This is a genomic window from Micromonospora sp. WMMA1996 (assembly GCF_002573675.1).
GTDB classification, from domain to species: Bacteria; Actinomycetota; Actinomycetes; order Mycobacteriales; family Micromonosporaceae; genus Micromonospora; species Micromonospora sediminicola.
Map to the genome: position 1 here is coordinate 144,697 of NZ_PDHU01000001.1, position 23,690 is coordinate 168,386.

General features: G+C 73.9%; 22 protein-coding genes, 2 tRNA genes and 1 pseudogene. 14 read left to right on the top strand and 11 right to left on the bottom strand.

Annotated features, from left to right (window positions below):
• Nucleotides 1-14: 14 nt before the first annotated feature.
• Complete coding sequence (locus COO58_RS00680; RefSeq protein WP_091580774.1) at nucleotides 15-911, bottom strand: ribokinase; 897 nt, start codon at nucleotides 909-911, stop codon at nucleotides 15-17.
• Between the two features lie 17 nt (nucleotides 912-928).
• Nucleotides 929-1,768: an ABC transporter ATP-binding protein gene (locus COO58_RS00685; protein WP_091580776.1), complete on the bottom strand. Its 840-nt coding sequence runs from the start codon at nucleotides 1,766-1,768 to the stop codon at nucleotides 929-931.
• Nucleotides 1,769-1,901: 133 nt separating this feature from the next.
• On the opposite strand from COO58_RS00685, the gene COO58_RS00690 reads away from it, so the two are divergent.
• Both COO58_RS00690 and COO58_RS00695 read left to right on the top strand, forming a co-directional pair.
• Nucleotides 1,902-2,906 carry an ATP-binding cassette domain-containing protein gene (locus COO58_RS00690; RefSeq protein ID WP_091580779.1) on the top strand — a complete coding sequence of 335 codons (1,005 nt, stop codon included), beginning with the start codon at nucleotides 1,902-1,904 and terminating at the stop codon, nucleotides 2,904-2,906.
• Complete coding sequence (locus tag COO58_RS00695) at nucleotides 2,903-3,913, top strand: ABC transporter permease subunit (protein ID WP_091580783.1); 1,011 nt, start codon at nucleotides 2,903-2,905, stop codon at nucleotides 3,911-3,913. The genes COO58_RS00690 and COO58_RS00695 overlap by 4 nt, the downstream gene beginning before the upstream one ends.
• A gap of 82 nt (nucleotides 3,914-3,995) precedes the next feature.
• Here COO58_RS00695 and COO58_RS00700 read toward each other — a convergent pair whose 3' ends face one another.
• A complete protein-coding gene (locus COO58_RS00700) occupies nucleotides 3,996-5,201 on the bottom strand; it encodes an ROK family transcriptional regulator (protein WP_091580788.1) in 1,206 nt (401 codons plus the stop codon).
• A 124-nt stretch (nucleotides 5,202-5,325) separates the two neighbouring features.
• Between COO58_RS00700 and COO58_RS00705 the strand changes: the two genes are divergently transcribed.
• The 4 genes from COO58_RS00705 (at nucleotide 5,326) to COO58_RS00720 (ending at nucleotide 8,480) form a co-directional block, all read left to right on the top strand.
• Nucleotides 5,326-6,780 (top strand): glycoside hydrolase family 3 N-terminal domain-containing protein, encoded by a 1,455-nt coding sequence (locus tag COO58_RS00705; protein ID WP_098743422.1) that lies wholly within the window; start codon nucleotides 5,326-5,328, stop codon nucleotides 6,778-6,780.
• Between the two features lie 131 nt (nucleotides 6,781-6,911).
• On the top strand, nucleotides 6,912-7,355 hold the full coding sequence (locus tag COO58_RS00710) for a hypothetical protein (RefSeq protein WP_091580796.1): 444 nt from the start codon (nucleotides 6,912-6,914) through the stop codon (nucleotides 7,353-7,355).
• Nucleotides 7,352-7,840 carry a thiol-disulfide oxidoreductase DCC family protein gene (locus COO58_RS00715; RefSeq protein ID WP_091580799.1) on the top strand — a complete coding sequence of 163 codons (489 nt, stop codon included), beginning with the start codon at nucleotides 7,352-7,354 and terminating at the stop codon, nucleotides 7,838-7,840. Before COO58_RS00710 ends, COO58_RS00715 begins: the two co-directional genes overlap by 4 nt.
• Nucleotides 7,773-8,480 carry a TetR/AcrR family transcriptional regulator gene (locus tag COO58_RS00720; protein WP_091580804.1) on the top strand — a complete coding sequence of 236 codons (708 nt, stop codon included), beginning with the start codon at nucleotides 7,773-7,775 and terminating at the stop codon, nucleotides 8,478-8,480. The genes COO58_RS00715 and COO58_RS00720 overlap by 68 nt, the downstream gene beginning before the upstream one ends.
• 193 nt (nucleotides 8,481-8,673) lie before the next feature.
• Here the strand turns inward: COO58_RS00720 and COO58_RS00725 are convergent, their stop codons facing one another.
• Nucleotides 8,674-9,339, bottom strand: a complete 666-nt coding sequence (locus COO58_RS00725; RefSeq protein WP_091580808.1) for a GNAT family N-acetyltransferase — start codon at nucleotides 9,337-9,339, stop codon at nucleotides 8,674-8,676.
• Between the two features lie 116 nt (nucleotides 9,340-9,455).
• Between COO58_RS00725 and COO58_RS00730 the strand changes: the two genes are divergently transcribed.
• The 4 genes from COO58_RS00730 to COO58_RS00745 all read left to right on the top strand — a co-directional run bounded on the left by COO58_RS00730 (nucleotide 9,456) and on the right by COO58_RS00745 (nucleotide 12,052).
• The gene (locus COO58_RS00730) at nucleotides 9,456-10,151 is read left to right on the top strand and encodes a response regulator transcription factor (RefSeq protein ID WP_091580812.1); all 696 of its coding nucleotides are present in this window, start codon (nucleotides 9,456-9,458) and stop codon (nucleotides 10,149-10,151) included.
• Nucleotides 10,144-11,163, top strand: coding sequence for a sensor histidine kinase KdpD (locus tag COO58_RS00735; RefSeq protein WP_091580816.1), 1,020 nt, complete (start codon nucleotides 10,144-10,146; stop codon nucleotides 11,161-11,163). Before COO58_RS00730 ends, COO58_RS00735 begins: the two co-directional genes overlap by 8 nt.
• Nucleotides 11,164-11,245: 82 nt before the next feature.
• Nucleotides 11,246-11,431 (top strand): DNA repair protein, encoded by a 186-nt coding sequence (locus COO58_RS00740; RefSeq protein WP_098746004.1) that lies wholly within the window; start codon nucleotides 11,246-11,248, stop codon nucleotides 11,429-11,431.
• Nucleotides 11,432-11,533: 102 nt separating this feature from the next.
• The gene (locus COO58_RS00745; RefSeq protein ID WP_091580819.1) at nucleotides 11,534-12,052 is read left to right on the top strand and encodes a hypothetical protein; all 519 of its coding nucleotides are present in this window, start codon (nucleotides 11,534-11,536) and stop codon (nucleotides 12,050-12,052) included.
• A gap of 49 nt (nucleotides 12,053-12,101) precedes the next feature.
• On the opposite strand, the gene COO58_RS00750 is transcribed toward COO58_RS00745, so the two are convergent.
• Both COO58_RS00750 and COO58_RS00755 read right to left on the bottom strand, forming a co-directional pair.
• Nucleotides 12,102-12,839 carry a Clp protease N-terminal domain-containing protein gene (locus tag COO58_RS00750; RefSeq protein ID WP_098743424.1) on the bottom strand — a complete coding sequence of 246 codons (738 nt, stop codon included), beginning with the start codon at nucleotides 12,837-12,839 and terminating at the stop codon, nucleotides 12,102-12,104.
• 114 nt (nucleotides 12,840-12,953) lie between these two features.
• Nucleotides 12,954-15,359 carry a ricin-type beta-trefoil lectin domain protein gene (locus COO58_RS00755; protein ID WP_369700164.1) on the bottom strand — a complete coding sequence of 802 codons (2,406 nt, stop codon included), beginning with the start codon at nucleotides 15,357-15,359 and terminating at the stop codon, nucleotides 12,954-12,956.
• A 219-nt stretch (nucleotides 15,360-15,578) separates the two neighbouring features.
• On the opposite strand from COO58_RS00755, the gene COO58_RS00760 reads away from it, so the two are divergent.
• The 3 genes from COO58_RS00760 (at nucleotide 15,579) to COO58_RS00770 (ending at nucleotide 17,543) form a co-directional block, all read left to right on the top strand.
• Nucleotides 15,579-15,935 carry a VOC family protein gene (locus COO58_RS00760; protein ID WP_091584068.1) on the top strand — a complete coding sequence of 119 codons (357 nt, stop codon included), beginning with the start codon at nucleotides 15,579-15,581 and terminating at the stop codon, nucleotides 15,933-15,935.
• Between the two features lie 64 nt (nucleotides 15,936-15,999).
• Nucleotides 16,000-16,497, top strand: coding sequence for a SigE family RNA polymerase sigma factor (locus COO58_RS00765; RefSeq protein WP_091580825.1), 498 nt, complete (start codon nucleotides 16,000-16,002; stop codon nucleotides 16,495-16,497).
• Nucleotides 16,497-17,543 (top strand): hypothetical protein, encoded by a 1,047-nt coding sequence (locus COO58_RS00770; RefSeq protein ID WP_098743426.1) that lies wholly within the window; start codon nucleotides 16,497-16,499, stop codon nucleotides 17,541-17,543. Before COO58_RS00765 ends, COO58_RS00770 begins: the two co-directional genes overlap by 1 nt.
• Nucleotides 17,544-17,636: 93 nt before the next feature.
• Here COO58_RS00770 and COO58_RS00775 read toward each other — a convergent pair.
• Nucleotides 17,637-18,203: pseudogene (locus COO58_RS00775) on the bottom strand (kinase); the annotation flags it as partial.
• A gap of 15 nt (nucleotides 18,204-18,218) precedes the next feature.
• A complete protein-coding gene (locus tag COO58_RS00780) occupies nucleotides 18,219-18,881 on the bottom strand; it encodes a pentapeptide repeat-containing protein (RefSeq protein ID WP_098743429.1) in 663 nt (220 codons plus the stop codon).
• 239 nt (nucleotides 18,882-19,120) lie between these two features.
• Here COO58_RS00780 and COO58_RS00785 point away from each other — a divergent pair, with 239 nt between their 5' ends.
• Entirely contained in the window at nucleotides 19,121-20,065 is a 945-nt protein-coding gene (locus COO58_RS00785) for a phosphotransferase enzyme family protein (protein WP_098743431.1), read from the top strand.
• Between the two features lie 72 nt (nucleotides 20,066-20,137).
• Here COO58_RS00785 and COO58_RS00790 read toward each other — a convergent pair.
• The 3 genes from COO58_RS00790 to COO58_RS00800 all read right to left on the bottom strand — a co-directional run bounded on the left by COO58_RS00790 (nucleotide 20,138) and on the right by COO58_RS00800 (nucleotide 23,537).
• Nucleotides 20,138-20,213, bottom strand: a tRNA-Lys gene (locus COO58_RS00790).
• A gap of 63 nt (nucleotides 20,214-20,276) precedes the next feature.
• On the bottom strand, nucleotides 20,277-23,342 hold the full coding sequence (locus COO58_RS00795; protein WP_098743433.1) for a VWD domain-containing protein: 3,066 nt from the start codon (nucleotides 23,340-23,342) through the stop codon (nucleotides 20,277-20,279).
• 119 nt (nucleotides 23,343-23,461) lie between these two features.
• Nucleotides 23,462-23,537 (bottom strand) — tRNA-Lys (locus COO58_RS00800).
• Nucleotides 23,538-23,690 lie beyond the last annotated feature (153 nt).

Below are 23,690 nucleotides of genomic sequence, written 5' to 3' on the forward strand. Positions count from 1 at the left end.
GGAAGGGGCCCTTGTTAACGCCCGGCGAACAGCGCGTCGATCTCCGCGCGGTGCGGCAGCGCCACCGAGGCGCCGAGCTTGCGGACACAGGCCGCCCCGGCCGCGGCCGCCCACCGCACGGCCTCGACCAGGTCCCGCCCCTCGCCCCAGGCGACGGCGAGCGCGGCCGTGAACGCGTCCCCGGCGGCGGTGGAGTCGACCACCTCCACCGGCACCGCCGGCACGTGCACCGCCGGGCGGTCCCGGTCGACGTACCACGCGCCGTCGCCGCCGAGCGTGAGCACCGCCCGGGGCACCAGGTCGAGCAGCGCGGCCGGCGCGTCCCGGCCCCGACCGGTCAGCGCCTGCGCCTCGGGCTCGTTGACCACCAGCAGGTCGGTCGCGGCCAGCAGGTCGGCCGGCAGCGGCCGGGCCGGCGCCGCGTTGAGCACCACCCGGGTGCCGGCGGCACGGGCCGCGAGCGCCGCCTCGGTCACCGTCTCGACCGGCACCTCGAGCTGCGCGACCAGCACGTCCGCCTCGCGTACGGCGGTCAGCTCGTCCTCGGTCGGCGCGGTGAACGCCTCGTTCGCGCCGGGGGTGACCAGGATGGCGTTCTCCCCCGCGCCGCCGACCATGACCAGGGCGACGCCGGACGGGCCGTACATCACCCGCAGGTGACCGGTGTCCACGCCGGCCGCGGTCATCCGGGCCCGAAGGGTGACCCCGAACGCGTCCGACCCGATCGCGCCCAGGAAGACGCAGGACGCGCCGGCGCGCACGGCGGCCACCGCCTGGTTGGCGCCCTTGCCGCCGGGCAGCATGACGAACTCGCTGCCGAGCACGGTCTCGCCCGGCCGGGGCAGCGCGGCGGCGGTGCCGACCAGGTCCATGTTGGCGCTGCCGACGACGGCGATCCGGGTCTGCTGCACGACGGGGTCCCGTCCGCTCAGGCGGCGCGCGCGGTCCAGCGGTCGCCGGACCGCGAGACGACCAGCGGCAGGCCGAAGGTCTTCGACAGGTTGTCGGCGGTGAGCACGTCGGCGAGCAGACCCTGCGCCACCACCGTGCCCTCGCGCAGCAGCAAGGCGTGCGTGAAGCCCGGCGGGATCTCCTCGACGTGGTGGGTGACCAGGACCATGGCCGGCGCGTCCGGGTCGTACGCCAGCTCGGCGAGCCGGGCGACCAGGTCCTCCCGCCCGCCCAGGTCGAGCCCGGCGGCGGGCTCGTCCAGCAGCAGCAACTCCGGGTCGGTCATCAGCGCGCGGGCGATCTGCACGCGCTTGCGCTCGCCCTCGGAGAGCGTGCCGTAGGCGCGGTCGGCGAGGTGGCCGACGCCGAGCTGGCTCAGCAGCGCGGCGGCGCGCGCCTCGTCGGTGCGGTCGTAGCTCTCCCGCCAGCGGCCGACCACCGACCAGGCGGCGGTCACGACCACGTCGACGACCCGCTCCTCGGCGGGGATCCGCTCGGCGAGGGTGGCGGTGGAGAGGCCGATCCGGGTCCGCAGCTCGTTGACGTCGGTGCGGCCGATGCGCTCGCCGAGCACGTGCGCGACGCCGCTGCTCGGGTGCAGCCGGCCGGCGGCCAGGTTGAGCAGGGTGGTCTTGCCGGCGCCGTTCGGGCCGAGCAGCACCCATCGTTCGTCCAGCTCGACCCGCCAGTCGACGTCGTGCACCAGCGCGGTGCCAGAGCGCGTCACGCCCACCCCGTCGAGGCTGACCACCAGATCCGCGTCCACGGTCGAGGGGGCGGGGGCGCCCGGGGCGCCGGGGATCAGGTCACCAGTCACCGCCCCATCCAATCACGCACCCGGCCCGGCGCCCCCCACGGGCGGGGCCGCCGCCATAGGGTGGGGCGCCGTGTCGTTGGTCACCGCATCCGGAAGGACGACCCATGCCCCACCCCTGCCGGGAGGCACGCGGATGAGCGCGGTCATCGAGATCGCCGGTCTGCGCAAGACGTTCCACACCGTGCGCCAGGGGCGGCGGGTCGCCGTCGACGACTTCGACATGCTGGTCGAGGCGGGCCAGGTGCATGGCTTCCTGGGGCCGAACGGCTCCGGGAAGACGACCACGTTGCGGGCGCTGCTCGGGCTGGTCCGGCCGGACTCCGGCTCGATGCAGGTGCTGGGCGTCCGGTCCCCCGAACGACTCGCCGAGGTGGCCGGCCGGGTCGGCGCGATCGTGGAGAGCCCGCAGTTCTTCGGCAACTTCACCGCGCACCGGACGCTGCGGCTGCTGGCCGTGGCCGGTGGGGTGCCCACCAGCCGGGTGGACGAGGTGTTGGAGCAGGTCGGCCTGCGGGACCGGGGCGACGAGCGGGTCAAGGGCTACTCGCTGGGCATGAAGCAGCGGCTGGCCGTCGCCTCCGCCCTGTTGAAGCGCCCGGAGCTGCTGATCCTGGACGAGCCGGCGAACGGGCTGGACCCGGCCGGCATCCGGGAGATGCGCGATCTCACCCGGTCGCTCGCCGCGGCCGGGGTGACCGTGCTGCTGTCCAGCCACATCCTGGCCGAGATCCAGCTGATCTGCGACCACGTGACGATCGTCAGCCGGGGGCGACGGGTCGCGTACGGGCGGGTGGACGAGGTGCTGGCCGGCTTCGACCAGCACCAGTGGCAGGTCCGGGTGGCCGACGTGGAGCAGGCCGAGCAGTTGCTGGGCCGGGCCGGGCTGACGGTCACCGCCGGACCGGACCACCTCGTGGTGACCGGCGTGGTCGACCCCGAGGTGATCAGCCGCACGCTGGGCGAGCAGGGCCTGTGGGTGCGCGAGCTGATCCCGCTCCGCCCCGACCTGGAGAGCGTCTTCCTGGAGCTCACCGGTGGGCACGAGCACGTCGCGGTGCCGCGGCAGGTGGACGGCGCGCCGCCGAACGACGGAGTGATCGACCTGGACGTCCGGGAGAGCCGGGAGGTGGACGCGTGAACCTGGTCCGTGCCGAGCTGGAGCGGCTCGCCGCCCGGCGCTTCGTGCAACTCATGGTGGTGCTGCTGGCGGCCGCCTTCGCGGTGACGGTGGTGACCACGCTGGGCGGCTCGCACCGCCCGACCGGGGCGGAGCTGGGCCGGGCCCAGGCGCAGGCCGCGGAGGAGGTACGGCGGCTGGAGCTGGCGCACGACCGCTGCCTGCGGATCAAGGCGGGCACGCTCACCGCCGACGAGAACGACTACCTGCCGCGCGACTGCGCCCAGATCGACCCGGCCCAGTCCGACACGTTACCGACCGCCTCCGACTACCTCAGCGGCGTCTTCGTGTTCGCCAAGGAGGCCGAGCCGCTGCTGTTCTTCCTGATCGCGTTCCTCGCGCTGTTCGGGTTCCTGGTCGGCGCCTCGTACATCGGGGCGGACCTGAACTCGGGCGGCGTGGTCAACCTGCTGCTGTGGCGGCCACGACGGCCGACCGTGCTGGCCGCGAAGCTCGGCACGCTGCTGGGCGGGCTGCTCGCGCTCTCGGTGCTGGCGTCGGTGGCATACCTGGGGTCGTTCTGGTTGATCGGGCAGGCGTCCGGGCTGACCGGCCGGACGGGCGGCGACTTCTGGGTGACGCTCGGCGCGATCTGGGCGCGCGGGCTGGTGCTGGTGCTGGCCACCGCGGCACTCGGGTTCGCCGTCGCGACGCTGGGCCGGCACACCTCGGCGGCGCTCGGCACGGTCGCCGCGTACGTGGTGGTGTGGGAGCTGGGCGCGCGGCTGGTGTTCCAGATCCTGGAGGTCGGCCGCCCGGACCGGTTCATGCTCTCCAGCTACCTGGCCGCCTGGCTCAACGGCGAGGTGCGGTTCTGGGACGGCAACGCGTGCAGCACCGGGATCTCCGGCTTCTGCGACGGCTCGTACACGCTGACCTGGGTGTCGGGCATGGTGGTCCTGCTCGGGCTCACCGCCGCGCTGGTGGCCGCCGCGTTCACCGTGTTCCGCCGGCGCGACCTGATCTGAGCACGGCCCCACCCCGGCAACTCCTTGCGAACCCTGGCGCCATGATGAAGGATTCCTTCACATGGCGCCAGGGTGCACGCGGTCAGCCGACCGTCGAGCCGAACACCTCGTCCCGGACCGCGTCCAGCGCGGTACGCAGCGCGCCGCGCAGGATCGGCTCCTCGGTCAGCCCGGTGGTCACCACCCGGGGCCGGACCAGCGTGATCGCGGCGACCTCGTGCTGCACCCGCTCGGCCAGCGCCGACCCGCCCGCCTGCCCGACCGCGCCGGCGAGCACCACCAGCGGCGGGTCGAGCACCACGCAGGTGCTCGCCACCCCGAGCGCGAGCCGGCGGGCCAGCTCGTCCAGCACCGGGCCACCGTCGGCGCCGGCGGCGACGGCGGCGCGTACCGCCTCGGCGGCCCGGGCCGCCGCGACGCCCTGCTCCACCGCGTCCGCCGTGGCGAAGCCGTGCTCGGCGGCCACCGCGCGGACCGCGTCGGCACCGGCGAGCTGCTGGAACGCCGGCTTGGCACGCTTCGACACGTCCCGTGGGATCGGCGCGCCGGGCACCGGCAGGTAGCCGATCTCGCCGGCCGCGCCGCTGCTGCCGTGGTGCAGGCGGCCGCCCAGCATGATCGCCAGGCCGACACCCGCGTCCACCCAGACCAGCACGAAGTCGGCGGTGCCCTGGGCCGCGCCCGACTGCGCCTCGGCGACCGCGGCCAGGTTCACGTCGTTCTCGAAGACGACCGGCGTGTCCAGGTCCTCGCGGAGCGCGGCGAGCAGGCCGCTGTGCCAGCGCGGCAGGTTGAACGCGAACGTGATGTCACCGGTCTGCGGGTCGACCAGGCCGGGGGTGCCGAGCACCACGCGCCGGACGGCGGACAGCTCCGCCCCGGCGCTGCTGGCCGCCCGGACCACGGCGTTGTGCACCACGCCGACCGGGTCGTCGGTGTCCCTGGTGGACTGCTCGACCCGGCCGACCACCGCGCCGGTGATGTCGGCGCAGGCCGCCACCACCCGCTCGGCGCCGACGTCCACGCCGACCACGTACGCGCTGCCCGGTCGCACCGCGTAGAGCTGGGCGTTCGGGCCCCGCCCGCCGGCCTGCTCACCGACCCGGGCGACCAGCCCGCGCTCCTCCAGCCGCTCGACGAGCTGGGAGGCGGTGACCTTGGACAGCCCGGTCAGCTCGCCGATCCGGGCCCGGGTCAGCGGCCCGCGTTCGAGCAGCAGTTCGAGCGCCGCTCGGTCGTTGAGCGCCCGCAACAGTCGGGGGGTGCCGGGCAGCCGGGTCGCACTCATGCCAACGTCCTCAATTTTTCCGTAAAGTTTCTAACCATAAAACGCCTGCCGAAGGGTGCCCGTTAGCGTATCGGCCACCCCGGTCCGGAGAGGTCGGACGACCCGGCAGGGAAAGGGGATACTCGTGGGGCTCGATCCAGGACTCCGTCGGCTCGCGCTGGGCACGTTGCTGGCCGCCTACGCCGGCCCGGTCCCGCCGGACTGGGCGGTCGACCTGCTCGCCGACGGGCTCGCCGGGCACACCCTGTTCGGCACCAACATCCACGACCCGGCCCAGGTGGCGGCGTCCACCGCGGCGCTGCGCGCCGGCCGCCCCGACGTGATCCTCGCGATCGACGAGGAGGGTGGGGACGTCACCCGGCTGGCCCACGCCACCGGCAGCCCCTACCCGGGCAACGCGGCGCTCGGCGCGGTGGACGACCCCGACCTCACCCGCCAGGTCTACGCGGCGATCGGCGGCGAGCTGGCCGCGCTCGGCCTCACCCTCGACCTGGCTCCGACGGTGGACGTGAACACCGCCGACGAGAACCCGGTGATCGGCACCCGGTCGTTCGGCGCGGACCCGAAGCGGGTGGCGGTCCACTCGGCCGCCGCCGTGGCCGGCCTCCAGTCGGCGGGCGTCGCCGCCTGCGCCAAGCACTTCCCCGGGCACGGCGCCACGGTCGCCGACTCCCACCACGAGCTGCCCACCGTCGACGTGCCGCCGGCCGTGCTGCGCGAGCGCGACCTGCCGCCGTTCGCCGCCGTGGTCGACGCCGGCGTCCGGGCCGTGATGACCGCGCACATCCGGGTCCCGGCGCTGACCGGCGACGGTCCGGCCACATTCAGCCGGGCCGTGCTGGTCGACCTGCTGCGCGACGAGTACGGCTTCACCGGCGCGGTGATCACCGACGCGCTGGAGATGAAGGGCGCCGCGCTGGCCGCCGGCGGGGTGGGTCCGGCCGCGGTCCGGGCGCTGGCCGCCGGCGCCGACCTGCTCTGCATCGGCGCGAAGGTCGACGCCGCCCTGGTCGAGCTGGTCGCCGCGGAGATCGTCGCGGGGATCGGCGACGGCCGGCTGGACCGGGCCCGGGTCGAGGAGGCCGCCGGCCGCACCGCCGCGCTCGCCGCCTGGACCGGCCCGGCCGACGGGCACGCGCCGGTCGCCGCCGACCTGGGCTACGCCGCCGCGCTGCGGGCGGTGCACGTCGAGGGCGACCTGACCGCCGCGGGCGCGCCGCTGGTGGTGCAGGTGCACGCGACCTCCACGATCGCCGAGGGACGGGTGCCGTGGGGTCTCGGGCCGCACCTGCCCGCCGACGTGGCGCAGGCCCGCGCGGTGGCCGGGGAGACCGACCCGGCCGAGCTGCGCGCGCTCGCCGGGGACCGGCCGGTCGTGCTGGTCGGGCGCCACCTGCACCGGCTGCCCGGAGCACGGGAGCTGGTCGAGGCGCTGGCCGCCACGCACCCGGTGACGGTGGTGGAGATGGGTTGGCCCGCCGCCTGGCGGCCGGCCGGGGCGCGCGCCTTCGTCGCCACCTACGGCGCCAGCCACGCCAACGGCCGTGCCGCCGCGAAGGTGCTCGGCCTGACCGACTGATCCGTACCGCCCGACCCGGCCCGCCGTCCGCGACGGCGGGCCGGCGCGCGCTCCGGACTTGAACACGTTCAAGAAACGTCGTACGCTCGGCGCGACATCAATTTGAACGCGTTCAAGAGAGGCGACGGGGGATGGACGTGAAGGTCTGGATGTACCTGACCTACCTCGCGGTGAGCATCGGCCTGACCATCTGGGTGGCGCGGGCGCTCTCCCGCAACGGGCTGGTGTTCCTGCAGGACGTGTTCGCCGACAGCCGGCTGGCCGACGCGGTCAACAGCCTGCTGGTGGTCGGCTTCTACCTGCTCAACCTGGGCTACGTCACGGTGGCCATGAAGGAGTCCGGCCCGGTCGGCGACGCCAGCCAGGCGCTGGAGCAGCTCTCGCTCAAGGTGGGGCTGGTGCTGCTGGTCCTGGGCGCGCTGCACTTCTTCAACGTGTTCGCGCTCGGCCGCTACCGGCGCGGCCGGCTGCGGCAGCAGGCGACCCACCCGCCGCTGCCTCCGGTCGCCGTGCTCCCGCCCCAGGGCGGCCCGCACCCCGTTCCGCCGGCGGGGCCGATCCCGCCGGCCCGGTGACGTCCGCCCCGGGCGGGCACCCGTCGGATCCCACCGGGCACGGGGCCGGTGGGATCCGCGGGTTCACCGTCCTCTACGACGCGGACTGCCCACTGTGCCGGGCCGCCCGACGGTGGCTGGCCTCGCGCGCCCAGCTCGTACCGCTGGAGTTCGTGCCGGCCGGGTCGGCGGAGGCCCGGCGGCGCCTCCCCGGGCTGGACCACGACGCCACGCTGCGGGACCTGACCGTGGTGGCCGACACCGGCGCGGTCTACACCGGCGACGGCGCCTGGTTCGCCTGCCTGTGGGCGCTGGCCGAGCACCGCCGCACGGCCGAACGACTGGCCCGCCCGCACCTGCTGCCGCTGGCCCGGCGGGTGGTGGCGGCCGCCGCCGCGGTCCGCGAGCGGATCCGGGAACCGGGATACGGTGACGACGATGACCGAGCAGAGTGCGCCGACGACCGCTGCGGGCGGCCCGAGCACCGGGTCGACCGCCCGGGGTGAGCAGACCCGCCGGCTGATCCTGGACACCGCCCTGCGGCTGTTCCGCGAGCGGGGGTACGCACGCACCACCATGCGGGCGGTGGCCCAGGAGGCCGGCGTGGCGGTGGGCAACGCCTACTACTACTTCGGCTCGAAGGAACACCTGATCCAGGAGTTCTACGCGGAAACCCAGCAGGAGCACCGGGAGGCCGCCGCCCCGGTGCTCGCCCGGGAACGGGACTTCGCCCCGCGACTGGCCGGGGTGCTCCACGCCGGCGTGGACGTGCTGAGCCCGTACCACTCGTTCGCCGGCACGTTCTTCAAGACCGCCGCGGAGCCCACCTCGCCGCTCAGCCCCTTCTCCACCGAGTCGTCCGCCCCCCGCGAGGCGTCGGTGTCGCTCTTCCGCGAGGTGCTCGCGGGCTCCACCGCCAAGCTCGACGACGAACTGCGGGAGTCGCTGCCGGAACTGCTCTGGCTCGGCTACATGGGCGTGGTGCTCTACTGGGTGCACGACCGCTCGCCCGGGCAGGTCAAGACCCGCCAGCTCATCGACGGCGTGGTGCCGCTGGTCGACCGGCTCGTCGGGCTGTCCCGCCTGCGGGTGCTGCGACCGGTCACCCGGCAGGCGCTCAGCGTGATCCACACGCTGCGTCACTGAGCCCGGCGGTCCCGCCCGACGGGAGTTCGCAGGTCAAGTCCGTAACCGGACAGGGTCAACCGCCGCCACGTCCCTTGCCCGCCACCCATTCGCACACATAGCGTTACCAGGGTCGGGACCTGGGGGGAGAGGCAGCGGACCGTGGATCCGGCCCGGGATCCACGGTCCGCGCCCACGTCGCGCGCGGTCGGGCTCAGTGCGGGAAGACGCCGAACGAGGTCCACCCCCGGTCCGGGAACCCGGCCGCCTCGGCCACCCGGGCGGAGGCGTGGTTGTCCGCGTCGTGCAGGTAGGTGGGGATCGCGCCCTCGTCCAACACCCGCCGGGCCGCCTGGGCGACCAGCCGTCGGGCCAGCCCGCGCCCCCGGGCCGCCTTCGTCGTGCCGACCGCCAACTCGTGCCCGTACGCGTCGTGCCGCTTGATCCCCACCCCGGCCAGGTACGCGCCGTCGTCGTCCCGGACCACCAGCACCTCCCGGTCGAACAGGCGCAGCCAGGGCGGCGCGCCGGGCACCGTCGGCGGCAGCCACTCCCCCACGTCCGGCAGCGGCGCCGGGTCGGTGCACCACCGGAAGGCCCCGGCCTGCGTGGTGAACTCCGGCGTGCCCACCGTCGCCGGCAACGCGGGCAGCCACTCGTCGCGCGGACGCCCGCGGATCAGCGCCCGGACCGCCTCCACCCGCTCCGGCGCCACGGAGAGGACCGCGCTGCCGTCCACCGCGACCCCGATCGCCGGGCGCAGCCGACCGTCCCAGGCCGGGCGGGCGCGACGGTAGGAGCGGACCACGTGCCATCCCGGTGCCGCCGGCCACTGCCCCAACCAGGTCGCCAGATGCAGGAAGAGCCGTCGGTCGAGCACATGATCACGGTACGCCCGCCGGACCCGCTCCGAACCGTGCACACCGTAAGAACCTGGCAATGGCTCACGCTCCCGCCCGTGGCTACGCTGGCCTCTCCGTACGCGGGAGGTGCGCGGTGGCGCAGCGGGTGCTGGTGGTGGACGACGACCGGACGGTCGCGGACGTGGTCTGCCGCTACCTGGAGCACGCCGGCTACGAGGTCGAGCACGTCGGCGACGGGTCGGCGGCCCTGGACACCGTGGCCCGCCGCCCGCCGCACCTGGTGGTGCTGGACCTGATGCTGCCCGTGCTGGACGGGCTGGAGGTGTGCCGGCGGCTGCGGGAGCGGCCGGACGGCGTACCCATCGTCATGCTCACCGCGCGCGGCGACGAGGCCGACCGGATCCTCGGCCTGCAACTGGGCGCGGACGACTACCTGGGCAAGCCGTTCTCCCCGCGGGAGCTGGTGCTGCGGGTCCGCTCGGTGCTGCGCCGGGCCGGCGGGGAGCCGGCCGCCGCGCCGCCGGAGCTGCTCGCCGACGGCGGCCTGGAGGTGGAGACCGGCCCCCGGGTGGCCCGCCTGCACGGCCGCGAGCTGACCCTCACGTTGCGCGAGTTCGACCTGCTGGCCCACCTGATGCGGCATCCGGCCCGCGCGTTCCGCCGGGCCGAGCTGCTGGACCGGGTGTGGGGCTGGAGCTTCGGCGACCAGTCGACGGTGACCGTGCACGTGCGGCGGCTGCGGGAGAAGATCGAGGACGACCCGGCGCGACCCCGCCGCATCGTCACGGTCTGGGGCGTCGGCTACCGGTACGAGCCGGCCGATGCGTGACCTCGCGCTGATCTTCGGCGTGGCGCTGGCCGCCGCGCTCGCCGTCGGGCTGGTCGGCGCGGTGACGTTGCGGCTGCTGCGCGGCCGGTCGATCACGGTGCACATCTCGGTGCTGCTGGCCATGACGGTCGGCGCGGTGGCCGCCGGGGTGGCCGGGGTCGCCCAGGCCATGTTCCTCTCCCCGCACGACCTCCAGGTGGTGCTGGCCACCGTGGCCGCCGGCGGCGTGGTGAGCCTGGCGGTGGGCTGGCTGTTCGGCCGCCGGCTGGCCGCCGCCGCGGTCTGGGCCGACCAGGCGCGGGAACGGGAGCGACGGATCGAAAAGGGCCGGCGCGACCTGGTCGCCTGGGTCTCGCACGACCTGCGTACGCCGCTGGCCGGCCTGCGCGCGATGGCCGAGGCGCTGGAGGACGGGGTGGTCGGCGACCCGGCCACGGTGGCCGAGTACCACCGCCGGATCCGGGTCGAGACCGACCGGATGACCCGACTGGTCGACGACCTGTTCGAGCTGTCCCGGATCAACGCGGGCGCGCTGCGGCTGTCGATGTCCGCGGTGCCGCTCGGCGACGTGGTCTCGGACGCGCTGGCCGGGGCGGCCCCGCTCGCGGCGGCGCGGCGGATCCGGCTCGTCGCCCCCGAGGCGGGCTGGCCGACGGTCACCGCCAGCGAGCGGGAGCTGGCCCGGGTGGTGGGCAACCTGCTGCTCAACGCGATCCGCTACACCCCGGAGGACGGCACGGTACGGGTGGACGCCGGGTGCGAGGTCGACACGGCCTGGCTGGCCGTCGCCGACACCTGCGGCGGCATCCCGGAGGGCGACCTGTCCCGGGTCTTCGACGTGGCGTTCCGCGGCGAGCCGGCCCGTACCCCGGCGGTCGAGCCGGGCGGATCCGGCGGCCTCGGTCTGGCGATCGTGCGCGGGTTGGTTGAGGCGCACGGCGGGCGGGTAGAGGTGCAGAACGTCAGCGACGGATGCCGATTCGTGGTCCGCCTGCCGGCTGCAGGAATCTGACGCCCCGACGGAACCGCACGCATCGATCCTGCGTCATATTCATTTCCATACATGGACAAGTTTCTCTGGGACGGTAGTGGTCATGCCGAATCATCCGAATGACCGATTCCAGCAGGACGCGGAGCAGAGCTGGCGGGTCGCCGACTCCGCCGGGCGGTTCCCGGCGCAGCCGGGTTACCGCGAGGCCCGCGACCGGGGACTCTCCTGGGCCGAGCTGAACACCCAGCCCGCCGACAGCTCCGCCTGGCGCGGCCTCACGACCCGCTGAGCGGGCCGCGACACACCGGACGGCGGAGGTCCGGGGCTTCGCACACCTGTGCGGTAGCGTCTTGTGGTCCGATTTCCGGCTACGACAGGAGAAGCTCCGCGCATGGGCAAGAAGACGATCCACGTCTCCGACTTCACCGGCCAGGTGCTGTCCCCCGACGACGAGGTGGTCAAGGTCGTCGTGCTGGAGCACCCGGACCTGGTCGCCGGGCCCGTGCAACTGGACGCCACCCCGGTCGACGTGGAGAGCATCGACGACGCGGCGCTGGACGTGGCCGTGGTGGAGATCCACGACCGGCACGGCGGCGGTGAGCCGCGCCGGGTGGTGCTGACCGCCAGCGAGTTCGACGCGATGGCCACCGACGTGCCGATGGCGCAGCTCCTGCGTACCGCCGAGCGGGTGAAGCCGCCGAAGGCCCGGCGGACCGCCGAGAAGATCGACTACGGCACCATCGAGCACGCCGGCCGGCCGCACCGTGGCCGGGTCACCGAGGAGGAGGCCCGGCTGGTCCGGGACCGCCTCGACGAGGTGAACAAGCGACTCGCCGACGCCGGCATCCGCCAGGTCGACCCCGCCGACCCGGAGCACGCCGCCCGCTACGGCTTCCCCACCGCCGACTGACTGATCGCGCGTCGGGCACGTGCCCCCGTGACACGTGCCCGACGCCGGGTCAGGCCCGCTTGCGCGTCAGCTCCGCCAGCGCGCCCTCCACCGCGGACTCCATCGCGTCCTTGCGCAGGCCGAGCCCGCCGAGCACGCCCCCGTCGCCCTCCTCCTCGAGCAGGGCGAGCAGGATGTGCTCCGTGCCGATGTAGTTGTGCCCCATCCGCAGCGCCTCCCGGAACGTCAGCTCCAGCACCTTCTTGGCGCGTGCGTCGTAGGGGATCAGGTCCGGGACCTGGTCGGCCTTCGCCGGCAGCGTCGCGGCGACGGCCTCCCGGAACATCTCCAGGGGTACGCCCTTCGCCACGATCAACGCGGCCGCCAGCCCGTCCGGCTCGGCGAGCAGCCCGAGCGCGACGTGCCCCGGGGTGATCTCGGCGTTGCCGGCGGCCCGCGCCTCCTCCTGCGAGGCCATCACCACGTTGCGGGCGCGCGGCGTGAACCGGCCGAACCCGGCGCTCGGGTCGAGCGCGGCGGCGGTCTCCACCTTGGCGGCGGAACGCTTCTGGGCGGCCTGCTTGCTCACCCCCATGCTGCGGCCGATCTCCGTCCACGAGGCGCCGGAACGGCGCGCCTGGTCGACGAAGTGCCCGATCAGGTGGTCGGCGACGTCGCCCAGGTGGTCGGCGACCAGGACCGCGTCGGCGAGCTGGTCGAGTGCGTTGGAACGGGTCTTCTTGATGCCCTCGATCAGCTCGTCGAGGCGCACCGGGTGGCTCATCGCGAGCGGTTCGGTCTCATCCATGCGTCAACCATAGGTTGACGCGCACCCCCGCGTCAACCTCAGGTTGACGGGACGATCATGAGGTTGACGTCGCCCATCCGGGCCGCCAACCTCATGATCGACACCTCGCGAGGGTCAGCCGCGGACCCACTGCTGGTTGCTGCCGCCGTTGCAGGTCCAGATCTGGACCGCGGTGCCGTTGGCGGTGCCCTGGCCGTTGACGTCCAGGCAGAGGCCCGAGGCGACGCCGACGATCGTGCCGTCGGCGTTGACCCGCCACTGCTGGTTGCCGCCGCCGGTGCAACTCATGATCCGCGCGCGGCTGCCCGACGCGGTGCCCGGCACGTCCAGGCACTTGTTGCCGTAGACGGTGAGCTGGTTGTTCGCGCCGAGCGTCCACCGCTGGTTCGCCCCGCCGTTGCAGTCCCAGATCTGCACCACCGCGCCGTCGGCCTGGCTGGCGCCGTTGACGTCCAGGCACCGGTTGGCGCTCGCGCTGCGGATCTCCCCCGTCGGGCTGCCGGAACCGTCACCGGGGGTGATCGACAGGTTGTCGAACTGGGCGGTGACACCCTGGCCGGTGCCGTACCCGATCTGACCGGCGACCCAGGTCGAGTCCGACACCGAGCCGACCGCGGCGCCGTCGACGGACGCGGTGAGGGTGCTGCCGTCCAGCTTCAGCGCCAGGGTGTGCCAGCGGCCGGTGCCCAGGGCCGACGTTGCGCCGCTGGCCAGCGTGCGCCAGTTGCCGCTGGTGTTGTTGCTCCGGATGGACCAGGCGCCGCCGTCGGTGACCCGGAAGTAGTAGCCGTTGAGGTTCTGCGGGCCCTGGTGGTTGTAGGTGTTGGCGCGCGCGACGAGCTGGACGTAGCCGGGCTTCTCCAGCAGGACGTCCGAGGACACGGTGTAGTTGCGCCAGCTCAGGTCGCCGAGCAGGGCGTACGGCTCGGCCTGGCCGGAGGTCCAGTAGATCGGCGCCTGGTCCGACATCTGGCGTACGCACCGCCCGGCGCGGCCGGCGGCGCACCCGGCGATCTCGAACGAGCCCTGCTGGTCCATCAGGTAGCGGGCCTGCCGGCCGGTGGCGTAGCTGTCGAAGGTGTCGGCGTACGGCAGCCGCAGGGTGCCCGCCGCCGGGCTGGTCGCCGTGCCCTTACCCTGCCCGCTGGTGGTGGTGATGCTGTAGACGTGGCCGGGCTGGACGGTGAGCGAGAAGCGCCCGCCGACCGGGGTGATGTCGCCGCCGCGGACGAAGTGGTCGGCGGGGTTGCTGGACCGGACGTTCGTCGACCACACCCGCACCACCCCGGTGGACAGCCCGCCGGTGACCGTGAGGTCGAGCGTCTGCGCCGCGCCGGCGTCCATGGTCTCGACGACGGTGCTCCAGTCGCTGGTGCTCGGCGACCTCAGCGAGACGTAGCTGCCGTTGTTGCGGTTGCCGCCGAGGTAGCCGCTGGATCCGTCGAGATAGCGCCAGCCCGGGGCGGTGAACTGCGTGGTCTGCGCCATCACCCACGCGCTGCGGCCGATGGAGTACGCGCCGGACCACGGCTGCTGGGCCACCGCCACGCCGGTGGTCGCCCACGGGATGTTCGGGGTGATGGCGGCGATGGCCGGCCAGTTGATGTAGCCGGTCATCCTGCCGTCGAGGTATCCCCGGTTGACGCCCCGGGCGAGCGCCGCCGCGCCGGCGTTGTAGTCGTCGGAGCCGTTCTCGCTCGCCCACAGCTGCTTGCCGGTCGAGATCGCGTTGGCGGAGCTGGGGCAACTGCTCTGGGCGCTGCGGTAGCCGCAGACGTAGTGGCTGCCGAAGACCTGCACGGCGTTGGCGAACGCCGGGTCGCGGAGCGACTCGTCGGCGGCGGCCCACCCGAAGTCGTCCGAGGCGACGATCTTCACGGCGCCGTAGCCACGGGCGTTGAGCGCGGCGCGCAGGTTCTTGTACCAGGTGGCGTTGTAGCCCTTCTCGTTCCACCCGCCGAGGTAGGAGATGGTCAGCCCGTGCGTGGCCGCGCAGTCCAGCCAGGCCACCAGGTAGTCGATCGAGTCGGTGGACCAGAAGTTGCCGTTGCCGATCCAGCCCGGCGCGCCCCAGGCCAGCCCGGCCAGCGCGATGCTCGGGTTGCGCGTCCTGGCCTGCTCCATCAGCCACCACTCGTAGCCCCGGTTGCAGTTGATGCTGCCGCGGGTGTGCTCGTGGCTGGGCTCGGCGCCGGAGGTGGAGTTGGTGTCGCCGCCGATCTCCACCTTGAGCAGTTGCATGGCGGCCCCGTAGCCCGGTTCGAACAGGTAGTCGAGGAGATCGCTGCGCTGCGGCTCCGGATAGTCGATCAGCAGTCGGCTGTTGCCGCCGCCGCCGCTGACCGCGCCGACGCCGTCGAACGTGCGCCCGCCGGACGCGCCGTTGACGGTGATGGCGGTCGCCGCGCGCGCCGGCTCGGCGTGCCCGGTGAGCACGGCTGCCGCCGCCACCACCGCGACCACCGCCGCCGACGCCGCCGTCCGCCACGCCCCGCCTCGTCGACCCACTCTGTCGTCCACCTGGCTCGCCTCCCCGACTCCCTCGACATTGATCGTCACACTTCGATACGTTTCAGCGATGTTAACGTTCACACCAATCGACGGTCAACGACACGGGCGCTGCCCGCGCGGCACGACGGTCGATCATGAAGTTGGCGGCACGATCTGAGATCCACATCGCCGTCAACCTCATGATCGACGGTGGTGGTGGGTGGTGGTGATGTCTGGCAGGGTCAGTGGGTGGCGAATGTCTGGTCCGGTGTCACCGTCGACTGCGTCGACCCCGAGCGGGTCGCCCGGTTCTGGAGCGTCCTGCTCGGCCGCGAGGCCGGCGCGTCGCAGGAAGGCTGGGTCTACCTCGGTGAGCGCGGCGACCCCCAACCGAGGCTGGTGTTCCAGCCGGTGCCCGGGCCTAGCGTCGGGAAGGTCCGGATCCACCTCGACGTCACGGTCGACGACCTCGACGAGGCGATGGCGACAGTGACGAGGCTCGGCGGTGGGTTCACCGGCGAGCGGCACGACCACGACGAGGGGGTCGTCGTCGTGATGACCGACCCGGAGGGCCACGAGTTCTGCCTCGTCGAGTATCGCGACTGACCCCGGGCACGAAAATCCCGGACATGCTGTCTACGGGACGGCCGACCGCCGGCGTTAATAGGGGGTGACGTTCGAGGAGTACGCGTTCGCGCGCACCGCGGCGCTGGTGCGGCTCGCCCGGTTGCTGACCGGTGACGAGCACCGTGCGGAGGACCTGGTCCAGGACGTCCTCGCGAAGGCGTACGCCCACTGGGGGCGCATCTCCCGGACGGATCAGCCCGACGCGTACGTCCACCGGATGCTGGTCAACGCGAACCGCTCGTGGTGGCGCCGACGGAGCAGGCGGGAGATCTCCACCGACACGGCGATCGATCGGGTCGGCGGGGCGGACGAGGCCGCCGGCGTCGTGGAACGCGACGCGTTGTGGCGGCTCGTCCGTGACCTGCCGGTCAAACAGCGCACCGTGATCGTGCTGCGCTACTACGAGGATCTCGACGACGCGGCGATCGCCGAGATCCTGCAGTGTTCGACCGGCACGGTGCGCACGCATGCCAGGCGGGCTCTCCAGGCGCTGCGGAAGCGCCAGGACGCACCGGCGCCCGCACGGACGGGAGGAATGTGATGTCCACCGACCTCGATCAGCGCCTTGCCGCGATGCTCCGGCACCGGGCGGGCGGCGACGTCGATCCGACGCCGATCGTGGAGCACGCCCGCCGCCGCGGTCGTCACCTGCGACTGCGCCGCCAGGGTCTGATCGTCGGCGGCGCGGCGGCGGCCTGCGCCGCGCTCGCCGCAGTGGTCATGGTGGTGCCCACCGGCAGGGCGCCGGACACCGCGCCCCTGACGTCCGCGGCGCTGGCGCTGCCGGACGCGCCGGGCCGGCCCGGCGCCGTCGCGCGTCCCGAGGTGGTCGGCGCCGACCCCGGTGTGGTGCACTTCGCGGCCCCCACCCTGGTCGAGGATGCGGAGTACGCCACGTGGAGCACGGGACGCGGCGTCGAGAGCGCCGAGTTCCGGGGCCCGACCGGTCACGCCCGGTTCGCGCTGGCCCGCAGCGCCGCGACGCTGGACGGGCTGCAGCAGACGCTGTCGTCGGCGGGACGACCCCAGCAACGGACGGACGTGCGCGTCGAGGGCCGACCGGGAGTCGCCTGGTACGACCCGTCCGGCGACCGCCAGCTGTGGTTCGTCCGGTGGCAACCGGCCGACGGCCTCTGGGCCCAGCTCGACATCTACGCGGCCGGCCGCGACGCGGCGACGGGCGCGGCGAGTCGGGTCCGGTTCGACGGCGCCCACCGCTGCGTCGTGCCGTTCCGGCTGCGGTCGCTGCCGGCCGGGGCGCGGCTGCTGGAGTGCTCGGTCACGCTCGGCCGTTCCGCGCGTGATCCCTTCCACGAAGGTTCACTCGTGGTCGGCGACGGATCCGGCCGCTGGCTGACGGTCCGGGCCCAACCCGCGCCGGGCAACGGGTCTCGGGCCGGCGACCTCGTCGCCGGGCCCTACCGGGCGCGCCGGCAGGGCAGCGACGTGCTGGAGATGCGGGTCGAGCCGTGCTTCGTCGAGGCGTTCCTCAAGGGCTGGGGACGCGGCTACACCGAGGCGGACGGCCTGGCCGTTCTCGGCGGATACCAACCGGCCCGCGACCTCGCCCGTCCGACGTCCTGGTGACGATCAGGGTCGCCGGCGGACGTCCGCTGCGGCTTCCGCGCGAGGCCCGGCCGTCCCCGCCGGGCGTCCGTGATCGGCACGCTGCTGCGCCACGGGGACGGCAGGGCGCGGAAGCGGGTCGTCGTCGCGTCCGGTCTGGGGCAGCCCGGCAGCCGCCGCGATCGCCTCGACGGCCTCGTCCAGCCCGGTGCTCTCGGGCAGGACGAGTTCGTCCGACCAGCCCAGGACGTCGTGGGCGGCGTACCAGCCGCGCATCTGCTCGGCGGTGAACTCACCGGCCTGTGGGCGCGTGAGGTGCCGGCGCAGGGTCTCGGGCAGGGACACGTCGAGGTAGCAGAACAGCGACCGCCCCCGGTGGCCGTCCCGCAGCGCCGTGAGCATGCTCCGGTGCCGGCCGGTGTGCAGGATGCCCTCCAGCACGACGTGGTAGCCGTGGTTCAACGCGAACCGTACGGTCTGCGCGATCAACGCCGGGGCCACGCCGCCGGGCTTGTCCCGTTCTCTCAGCACGATGCGGCGCAGGTAGTCCTGCTCCACCAGGGCGCAGCCCCGGCCGTGCCGGCGGCGCAGCTCCCGGGCGATGCTGCTCTTGCCCGAGCCGGAGTTGCCCCGGACGCAGACGAGGATCGTGTCCGGGCTTCCGGTGGGTTGAGCGACCACGACGCCTCCTCAGCTTCAATCTTTGCGCACGGTGAGGCCGAGGGCGGCGATGGTCAGCCGGGTGAGGTCAGGAAGCTGGTCCTCGCCGAGGGTGACGCCGCGCAGGTTGTCCAGCGGCGTCTTGAGGCCCTGGAGACGACTGCCCCGCAGGTCGGTCCCGTCGAGGTGACAGGAGTCCAGTTCCAGACCGGCGAGGTCACATGACCGCAGCGCGATGCGTGGCAGTCGGCAGGAAGACCACGCGCCGTTGGCGAGAGTGCAGTCGGTGAAGGCGACCGAACCGGCGGCGGCGACGCGCTGGAGGGTGGCGTAGTCGAACCGGCAGCCGTCGAACAGGACGTCCTTGAGGCGTACGTCGGTGAGCCTGGCGCCGGTGAATCGGGAGCCGGTGATCGCACACCGTTCGATGGTGAGGCCGGTCAGGTGGGCGCCCGAGAAGTCCGCGCCGGTCACCTCGCAGCCGTAGAGGCCGCCCGCTTCCCAGGTGCACCCGCTCAGGTCCACGCCGCTGATCAGGCTGCTCCGAACGGAGGCGCCCGCAAGGTCGACGCCGCGCCACGCGGCACCCTCGACGAGGGCCTCGGTGAGGCCGTCGGTCAGGTCCGTGGTGGTGTCGAGGTCGTCCGGTTCGAGGTCCGGCAGCAGGACCTTCACGTCGCCGATCGTGGTGGTACGCATGTGTCCTCAACCTGTGTGGGCGCGGGGTGGGCACGCCTGTCGGTGCCAACTCGCGTACCGGCACTCACCACGCCGTCTCGCGGGCCTCGCGCACGGTCGTACCGAGCACGGCGCGAGCCGCGCGATCTACGGCAGCAGCGTGATGCCGTAGATCCGTACGATGCCGATGGACTGATTCGTCACTCTGATGACGACGCACCGGTCGGAGGCGGACGGATGTCGAAGGCGGAGGGGGCACGGTGATCGGTGCGGCGCGTCCGCGGACAGCTGCGGTGATCGACCCCGAGGTGTGCGCGGGTTGGCGGCTGACGCCCGGGCCGGTGCTGGCGGACCGGGTGAGCGGCACCTGGGCGGCCACGAGAGGCGGTGCCGAGCTGATCGTGAAGTTCTTCGACGACGCGACCTTTCCCGACTGGCGCTACGCGTTGCGGGTCGCTGCCGCGGTGCGCAGCCTGGGCTGGCCCACGCCGGAACCAATCGAGGAGCCGCTGACCCGCCCGCGCGGCGCGTGGGTGCTGTTCCGCCGGCTGCCCGGCCGTTCCGCGTCGCCGGCCGCGCAGGACCAGCCAGCCGAACGGCGCGCCCGGGGACGGTTGCTGGCGGAGTTCCACGCGAGCGCGGCGGCCACCGGCATCGGCGATCAGCGGGGCGGCTTCCACGCACCCGCCGACGTCGTCGCCGACCCCGAGTTGGAGCGCCTGCTGCGGTGCCACGAGGCAGCGAACCCGGTCCAGGGTGGCGTGCTGCGGCGCTGCCACGAAGCCGCGGTGTCGTGGTTCACCGACCATCCTGACCTGGACGCGCCGCGCAGCGTCATCCATGGCGACTTCACGCCGTGGAACCTGCTGTTCGACGACGGGCGGCTGACCGGCCTGCTCGACTTCGAGGCCACCCATCACACGTTCCAGGTGGCCGACTTCGCGCTCTCGTGGCGCGGCTACCAGGACGACGTGCTGCGAGGGTACGACGAGGTGCGGGCGCTGTCGGAGGTCGAGTGGCACCTCGTGCAGCCGACCTACTGGGCGTGGTTGTTCCTCGGCGTCAAGGACGCGCTGGCCGCTCACTACCGCGTCCCCTCCCTGACGAGCGAAGCGCCGAACCTGGAATGGCAGTTCACCCATGCCCGCAGGCGTTCTCCGCTGCTCGCCCGCCGGACCGGTGCGGTACCGCCCTTGTCCGGCTGACACCACCCCCCACCAGCGGACACGTAGAAGGCCCCGACCCGGTGTGAACCACCAGGTCAGGGCCTTGCTCGTTGGTGCGCCGCCAGGGACTCGAACCCCGAACCCGCGGATTAAGAGTCCGCTGCTCTGCCAGTTGAGCTAGCGGCGCTCACCGACAACGGGACGAGACGTTAGCACGCCCCCGCGCCGCCCCCGAACGGCAGGGGTGGCCTCACCGCACCGCCAGCGTGACCTGCCCCGTCGCGGCCCCGGACGGGTCGACCAGCAGCGTGTACGTGCCGGAGGACGGCAGCACTGTCGACGCGATGTCGCCGGCCCCGTTGATCACGCAGCCGGTGGCGAGCGTGCCGCCGTCCGGGGCGCGCAGCACCAGCACGCCGCACTGGTCGGGCAGGGTCGCAGCGGTCGCGGTCACCGTCACCGAGGCGCCGGCCGGGGCGGTGAACCGGTAGCCGGTGACCGCGCCGGGCCGGTCCACGACGGCGACCACCGGCGGCCCGCCGAGCGCGACCGTCGCGTTCCGGTCGCGGCCGGTGACCAGGCGCAGGGTGGCGGTGCCGGTGCCGCGTTCCACCGGGTCGACGACCACGGTGTACGTGCCGTCGGCGGGCAGGACGGTGCCGTCGACCTCGCCGACGCCGTTGATCACGCAGCCGCTGCGCAGCAATTGCCCGCCGGCGTCGCGCAGCTCCAGCGGCGAGCACTGGTCGGTCAGCGTGCTCTCGGGCACCTCGACGTAGACCCGCTCCCCCTCGGCGCCGGTGAACCGGTAGCGGGCCCGGGCGCCGGGCTGCCCGATCGAGGCGGTCACCGCCGGGCCGTTGGGTTGCAGCGTGCCGCCGCTGTCCTTCGCCACGTAGACCCGGACGGCGGCGCGGCCGGTGTCGCCGGGGGCGGCGGTGACGCGCAGCGCGTACGTGCCGGTGGTGGTGAGGTCGACGCGGTCGACGTACCCGACGCCTCTGATGACGCAGCCGCTCGCGGTCTCCCGCCCGTCCGGGGCGACGAGCAGGTACGGCGAGCAGCGGTCGGCCATGCCGGGCGCGGTGACGTCGACGAAGACGGCGTCGCCGGCGCGGCCGGGGAACGTCAGCGGCTCGCCGCCGGGGGTCAGACTGGCGGTGGCGACGGGCACGGCGGTGATGGGCGTGCCGGCCGGCGGGACGACCCGCTCGGTGGTGGCGCCGGCCACGGCGAACTCGGGTCGCCCGCTGACGGCGACGTCGAAGACGCACTCGGCGAGCTGCGCCGGTGAGGTGATGCCGGCCCAGCGGCAGACCTGCTCGGCGGACGCGCGGCGGGCCGGGTCGAGGTCGCCGACGGTCACCTCCCGCTCGGGGAAGGCCCGGTCGGTGAAGGTGGCGGTGTTCTCGCCGTCGGCGTAGGGGAACAGCGAGCGGTCGGCGGTGATCCGCCAGCTGTCCGCGTACGCGGGGTAGAGCTTCCCGAACGGCACCGGCTGGGTCAGCGGGGCACCGGAGGCGGGTGCGATGTCGTCGGCGGGGTCGCCGTCGAAGTCACCGAGCAGGCCGCGCACCTTCCCGGCCCGGCCGTCGGCGAGCCGGACCAGCACCCGGTAGCCGTAGCGGCCGATCTGGTCCACCGCGGCGGCGGATCCGTCCGGCCACGCCAGGTCGTACCCGTCGGTGGGGCCGGTGTCGGACGGGCGGCGGGTGAGGCTGCCGCCGCCGGGCAGGTCGGTGCGCTCCGGCGGCGTGGCCGACGGCGCGCCGTCGACGTGCACGCGGGTGCCGCCGTCGGTGAGGGTGAGCGCGACCCGGTGGTCGCCGAGCCGGAACGCGACCGCGGAGTTGACCGAGGCGGTCCGCGTACCGGCCATCGGCGCCTGCCGGACCTGCACCTCCAGCGGGTCGCCGGCGGTCGAGGCGACGAGGGTGAACTCGCCGACGGCCTGGAAGTCGTAGGCGACCCGGTCGAAGGTGACCAGGTGCGGGTCGCCGTTGCTGCCGCCGCAGTCCGCCCCGTCCTCGCAGAGCTTGACCGGCCCCTTCGGCGGGGGTGTCTTCTTCGCCGGCTTCTTGCACTCGTCGAGGCTCTTCGGCAGTGGCTTCCCGTCGTACTCCTGGCGCGGCGGCAGGCCCTTCGCCGCCCGGTAGCGGTTCTCCGCGAGCGTGGCCTTCACCTCGGCGGTGCGGATCTTGGTGCTCCCGCAGTCGCCCTGCGGGACCGCGCCCCGGGAGATGTCGTCGGCGTGGTTCAGCTCGTGGTAGAGCGCGGCGCAGGGGTCCCGGGCCACGCCGTCGCCGTACGGGTCGGTGGAGGTCGGGTTCCAGGTGACCGTGGACGACCCCTTGCCGTCGCTGCTCTCCGGCGTCTCGAACGCGCCGGAGCCGCCCGGCGTGGGGATGATCCGCACCCGGGGGCTCTTCTTGTCCGTGAGCCGGGGCAGCAGGCCGGACGGGTCGCCGCCGGGCTGCGCGAACCCGGCCAGGCAGCCGTCGACGAGGGCCTGGAAGTCGACGCCGGGGATCGGCACGCCGGCGGTCGGGTCGACCGAGTAGTCGGCCCGCGCCGGGCGGGACCCGCCGCCGACCAGCGCGCCGACCGCCACGAGCAGCAGGACCGCCGCGGCGGCGGTCGGCCGACGGCGGCGGCGCAGGAACAGGACGACCAGCGCGGCGACGAGCAGCGCCAGCAGCAGCGCGCCGAGGGCCGGCCAGAGCCAGCGCCGGCCGGGGCCGGGCCCGTCGCCGACGGTGAAGGTCGCGGTCCGCAGCGCTGTCGCGCCCGGGCAGAGGTTCGTCGCGCCCGTGATCGGGACTGTCACGTAGCCGGCCGTGACCTCGTACCGGCCGGGGGCGCCGACCGGCCAGAGCGTGTCCAGGCCGCCGCCGTCCGAGGTGGCCGCCACCGAGCGGAGCGCGACGTCGCCGCCGGACAGACGGACGCCGGTGAGGGTGACGGTGCCGGTCGCGCCCGGCTCCACCGTGGTCAGGCCGGCGGTCGCGGCGGCCCCGATGCCGTCGTCGTGGAAGCTGCGGGCCAGCGCCGGGGTGACGTCGCGCCCGTCCCGGCGTACCCCGGTCACCTGGACCGTGCCGACGGCGCGGGTGGGCAGCGCGCAGGCCGCACCGGTGGCGTTGGTGACGGTGAGGTCCAGGCGGACCTGGTCGCCGGCGCGGTAGTCCGCAGCGCCCGGCCGCAGGGCCAGGCCGAGGCCGCCGTCGGCGGGCGCCGCGGCGGCGCCCACGGCCCCGGCCACCAGGGCGGTCACCAGTACGGGGAGCGCTGTCGCGAGTCGCGCCGTCCACCTCATGGTGGGGACTGTAGGGGCGGAGCGGGCGGATTCCCGTGCTCTGTCGGGGACCGGTCGTTCCTGCTCGTCGCGGGAGACGAAGAAGTCCCGACCTGATGATCAGATCGGGACCTGCTCGTTGGTGCGCCGCCAGGGACTCGAACCCCGAACCCGCGGATTAAGAGTCCGCTGCTCTGCCAGTTGAGCTAGCGGCGCTCGCTGACAACGGGAAGAACCTTAGCATGCCCGCTGAGGCGGGTCCCAATCCGATACCGGGCTCCACCCTTCGGTCGAGCTTAACCGGCAAAAATGCCCAAAACACCCGACCGGCACGGTACCGGGGCGGGTCCGATGGCGTCGATGGGGCAC

Coding starts and splice junctions, on each gene's coding strand:
- COO58_RS00720 (WP_091580804.1), top strand. CDS start 7,773: ATGACCGAGCAGAGTGCGCCGACGACCGCTGCGGGCGGCCCGAGCACC.
- COO58_RS00750 (WP_098743424.1), bottom strand. CDS start 12,839: ATGGATGAGACCGAACCGCTCGCGATGAGCCACCCGGTGCGCCTCGAC.
- COO58_RS00690 (WP_091580779.1), top strand. CDS start 1,902: ATGAGCGCGGTCATCGAGATCGCCGGTCTGCGCAAGACGTTCCACACC.
- COO58_RS00735 (WP_091580816.1), top strand. CDS start 10,144: ATGCGTGACCTCGCGCTGATCTTCGGCGTGGCGCTGGCCGCCGCGCTC.
- COO58_RS00780 (WP_098743429.1), bottom strand. CDS start 18,881: ATGCGTACCACCACGATCGGCGACGTGAAGGTCCTGCTGCCGGACCTC.
- COO58_RS00745 (WP_091580819.1), top strand. CDS start 11,534: ATGGGCAAGAAGACGATCCACGTCTCCGACTTCACCGGCCAGGTGCTG.
- COO58_RS00700 (WP_091580788.1), bottom strand. CDS start 5,201: ATGAGTGCGACCCGGCTGCCCGGCACCCCCCGACTGTTGCGGGCGCTC.
- COO58_RS00795 (WP_098743433.1), bottom strand. CDS start 23,342: ATGAGGTGGACGGCGCGACTCGCGACAGCGCTCCCCGTACTGGTGACC.
- COO58_RS00710 (WP_091580796.1), top strand. CDS start 6,912: ATGGACGTGAAGGTCTGGATGTACCTGACCTACCTCGCGGTGAGCATC.
- COO58_RS00740 (WP_098746004.1), top strand. CDS start 11,246: ATGCCGAATCATCCGAATGACCGATTCCAGCAGGACGCGGAGCAGAGC.
- COO58_RS00770 (WP_098743426.1), top strand. CDS start 16,497: ATGTCCACCGACCTCGATCAGCGCCTTGCCGCGATGCTCCGGCACCGG.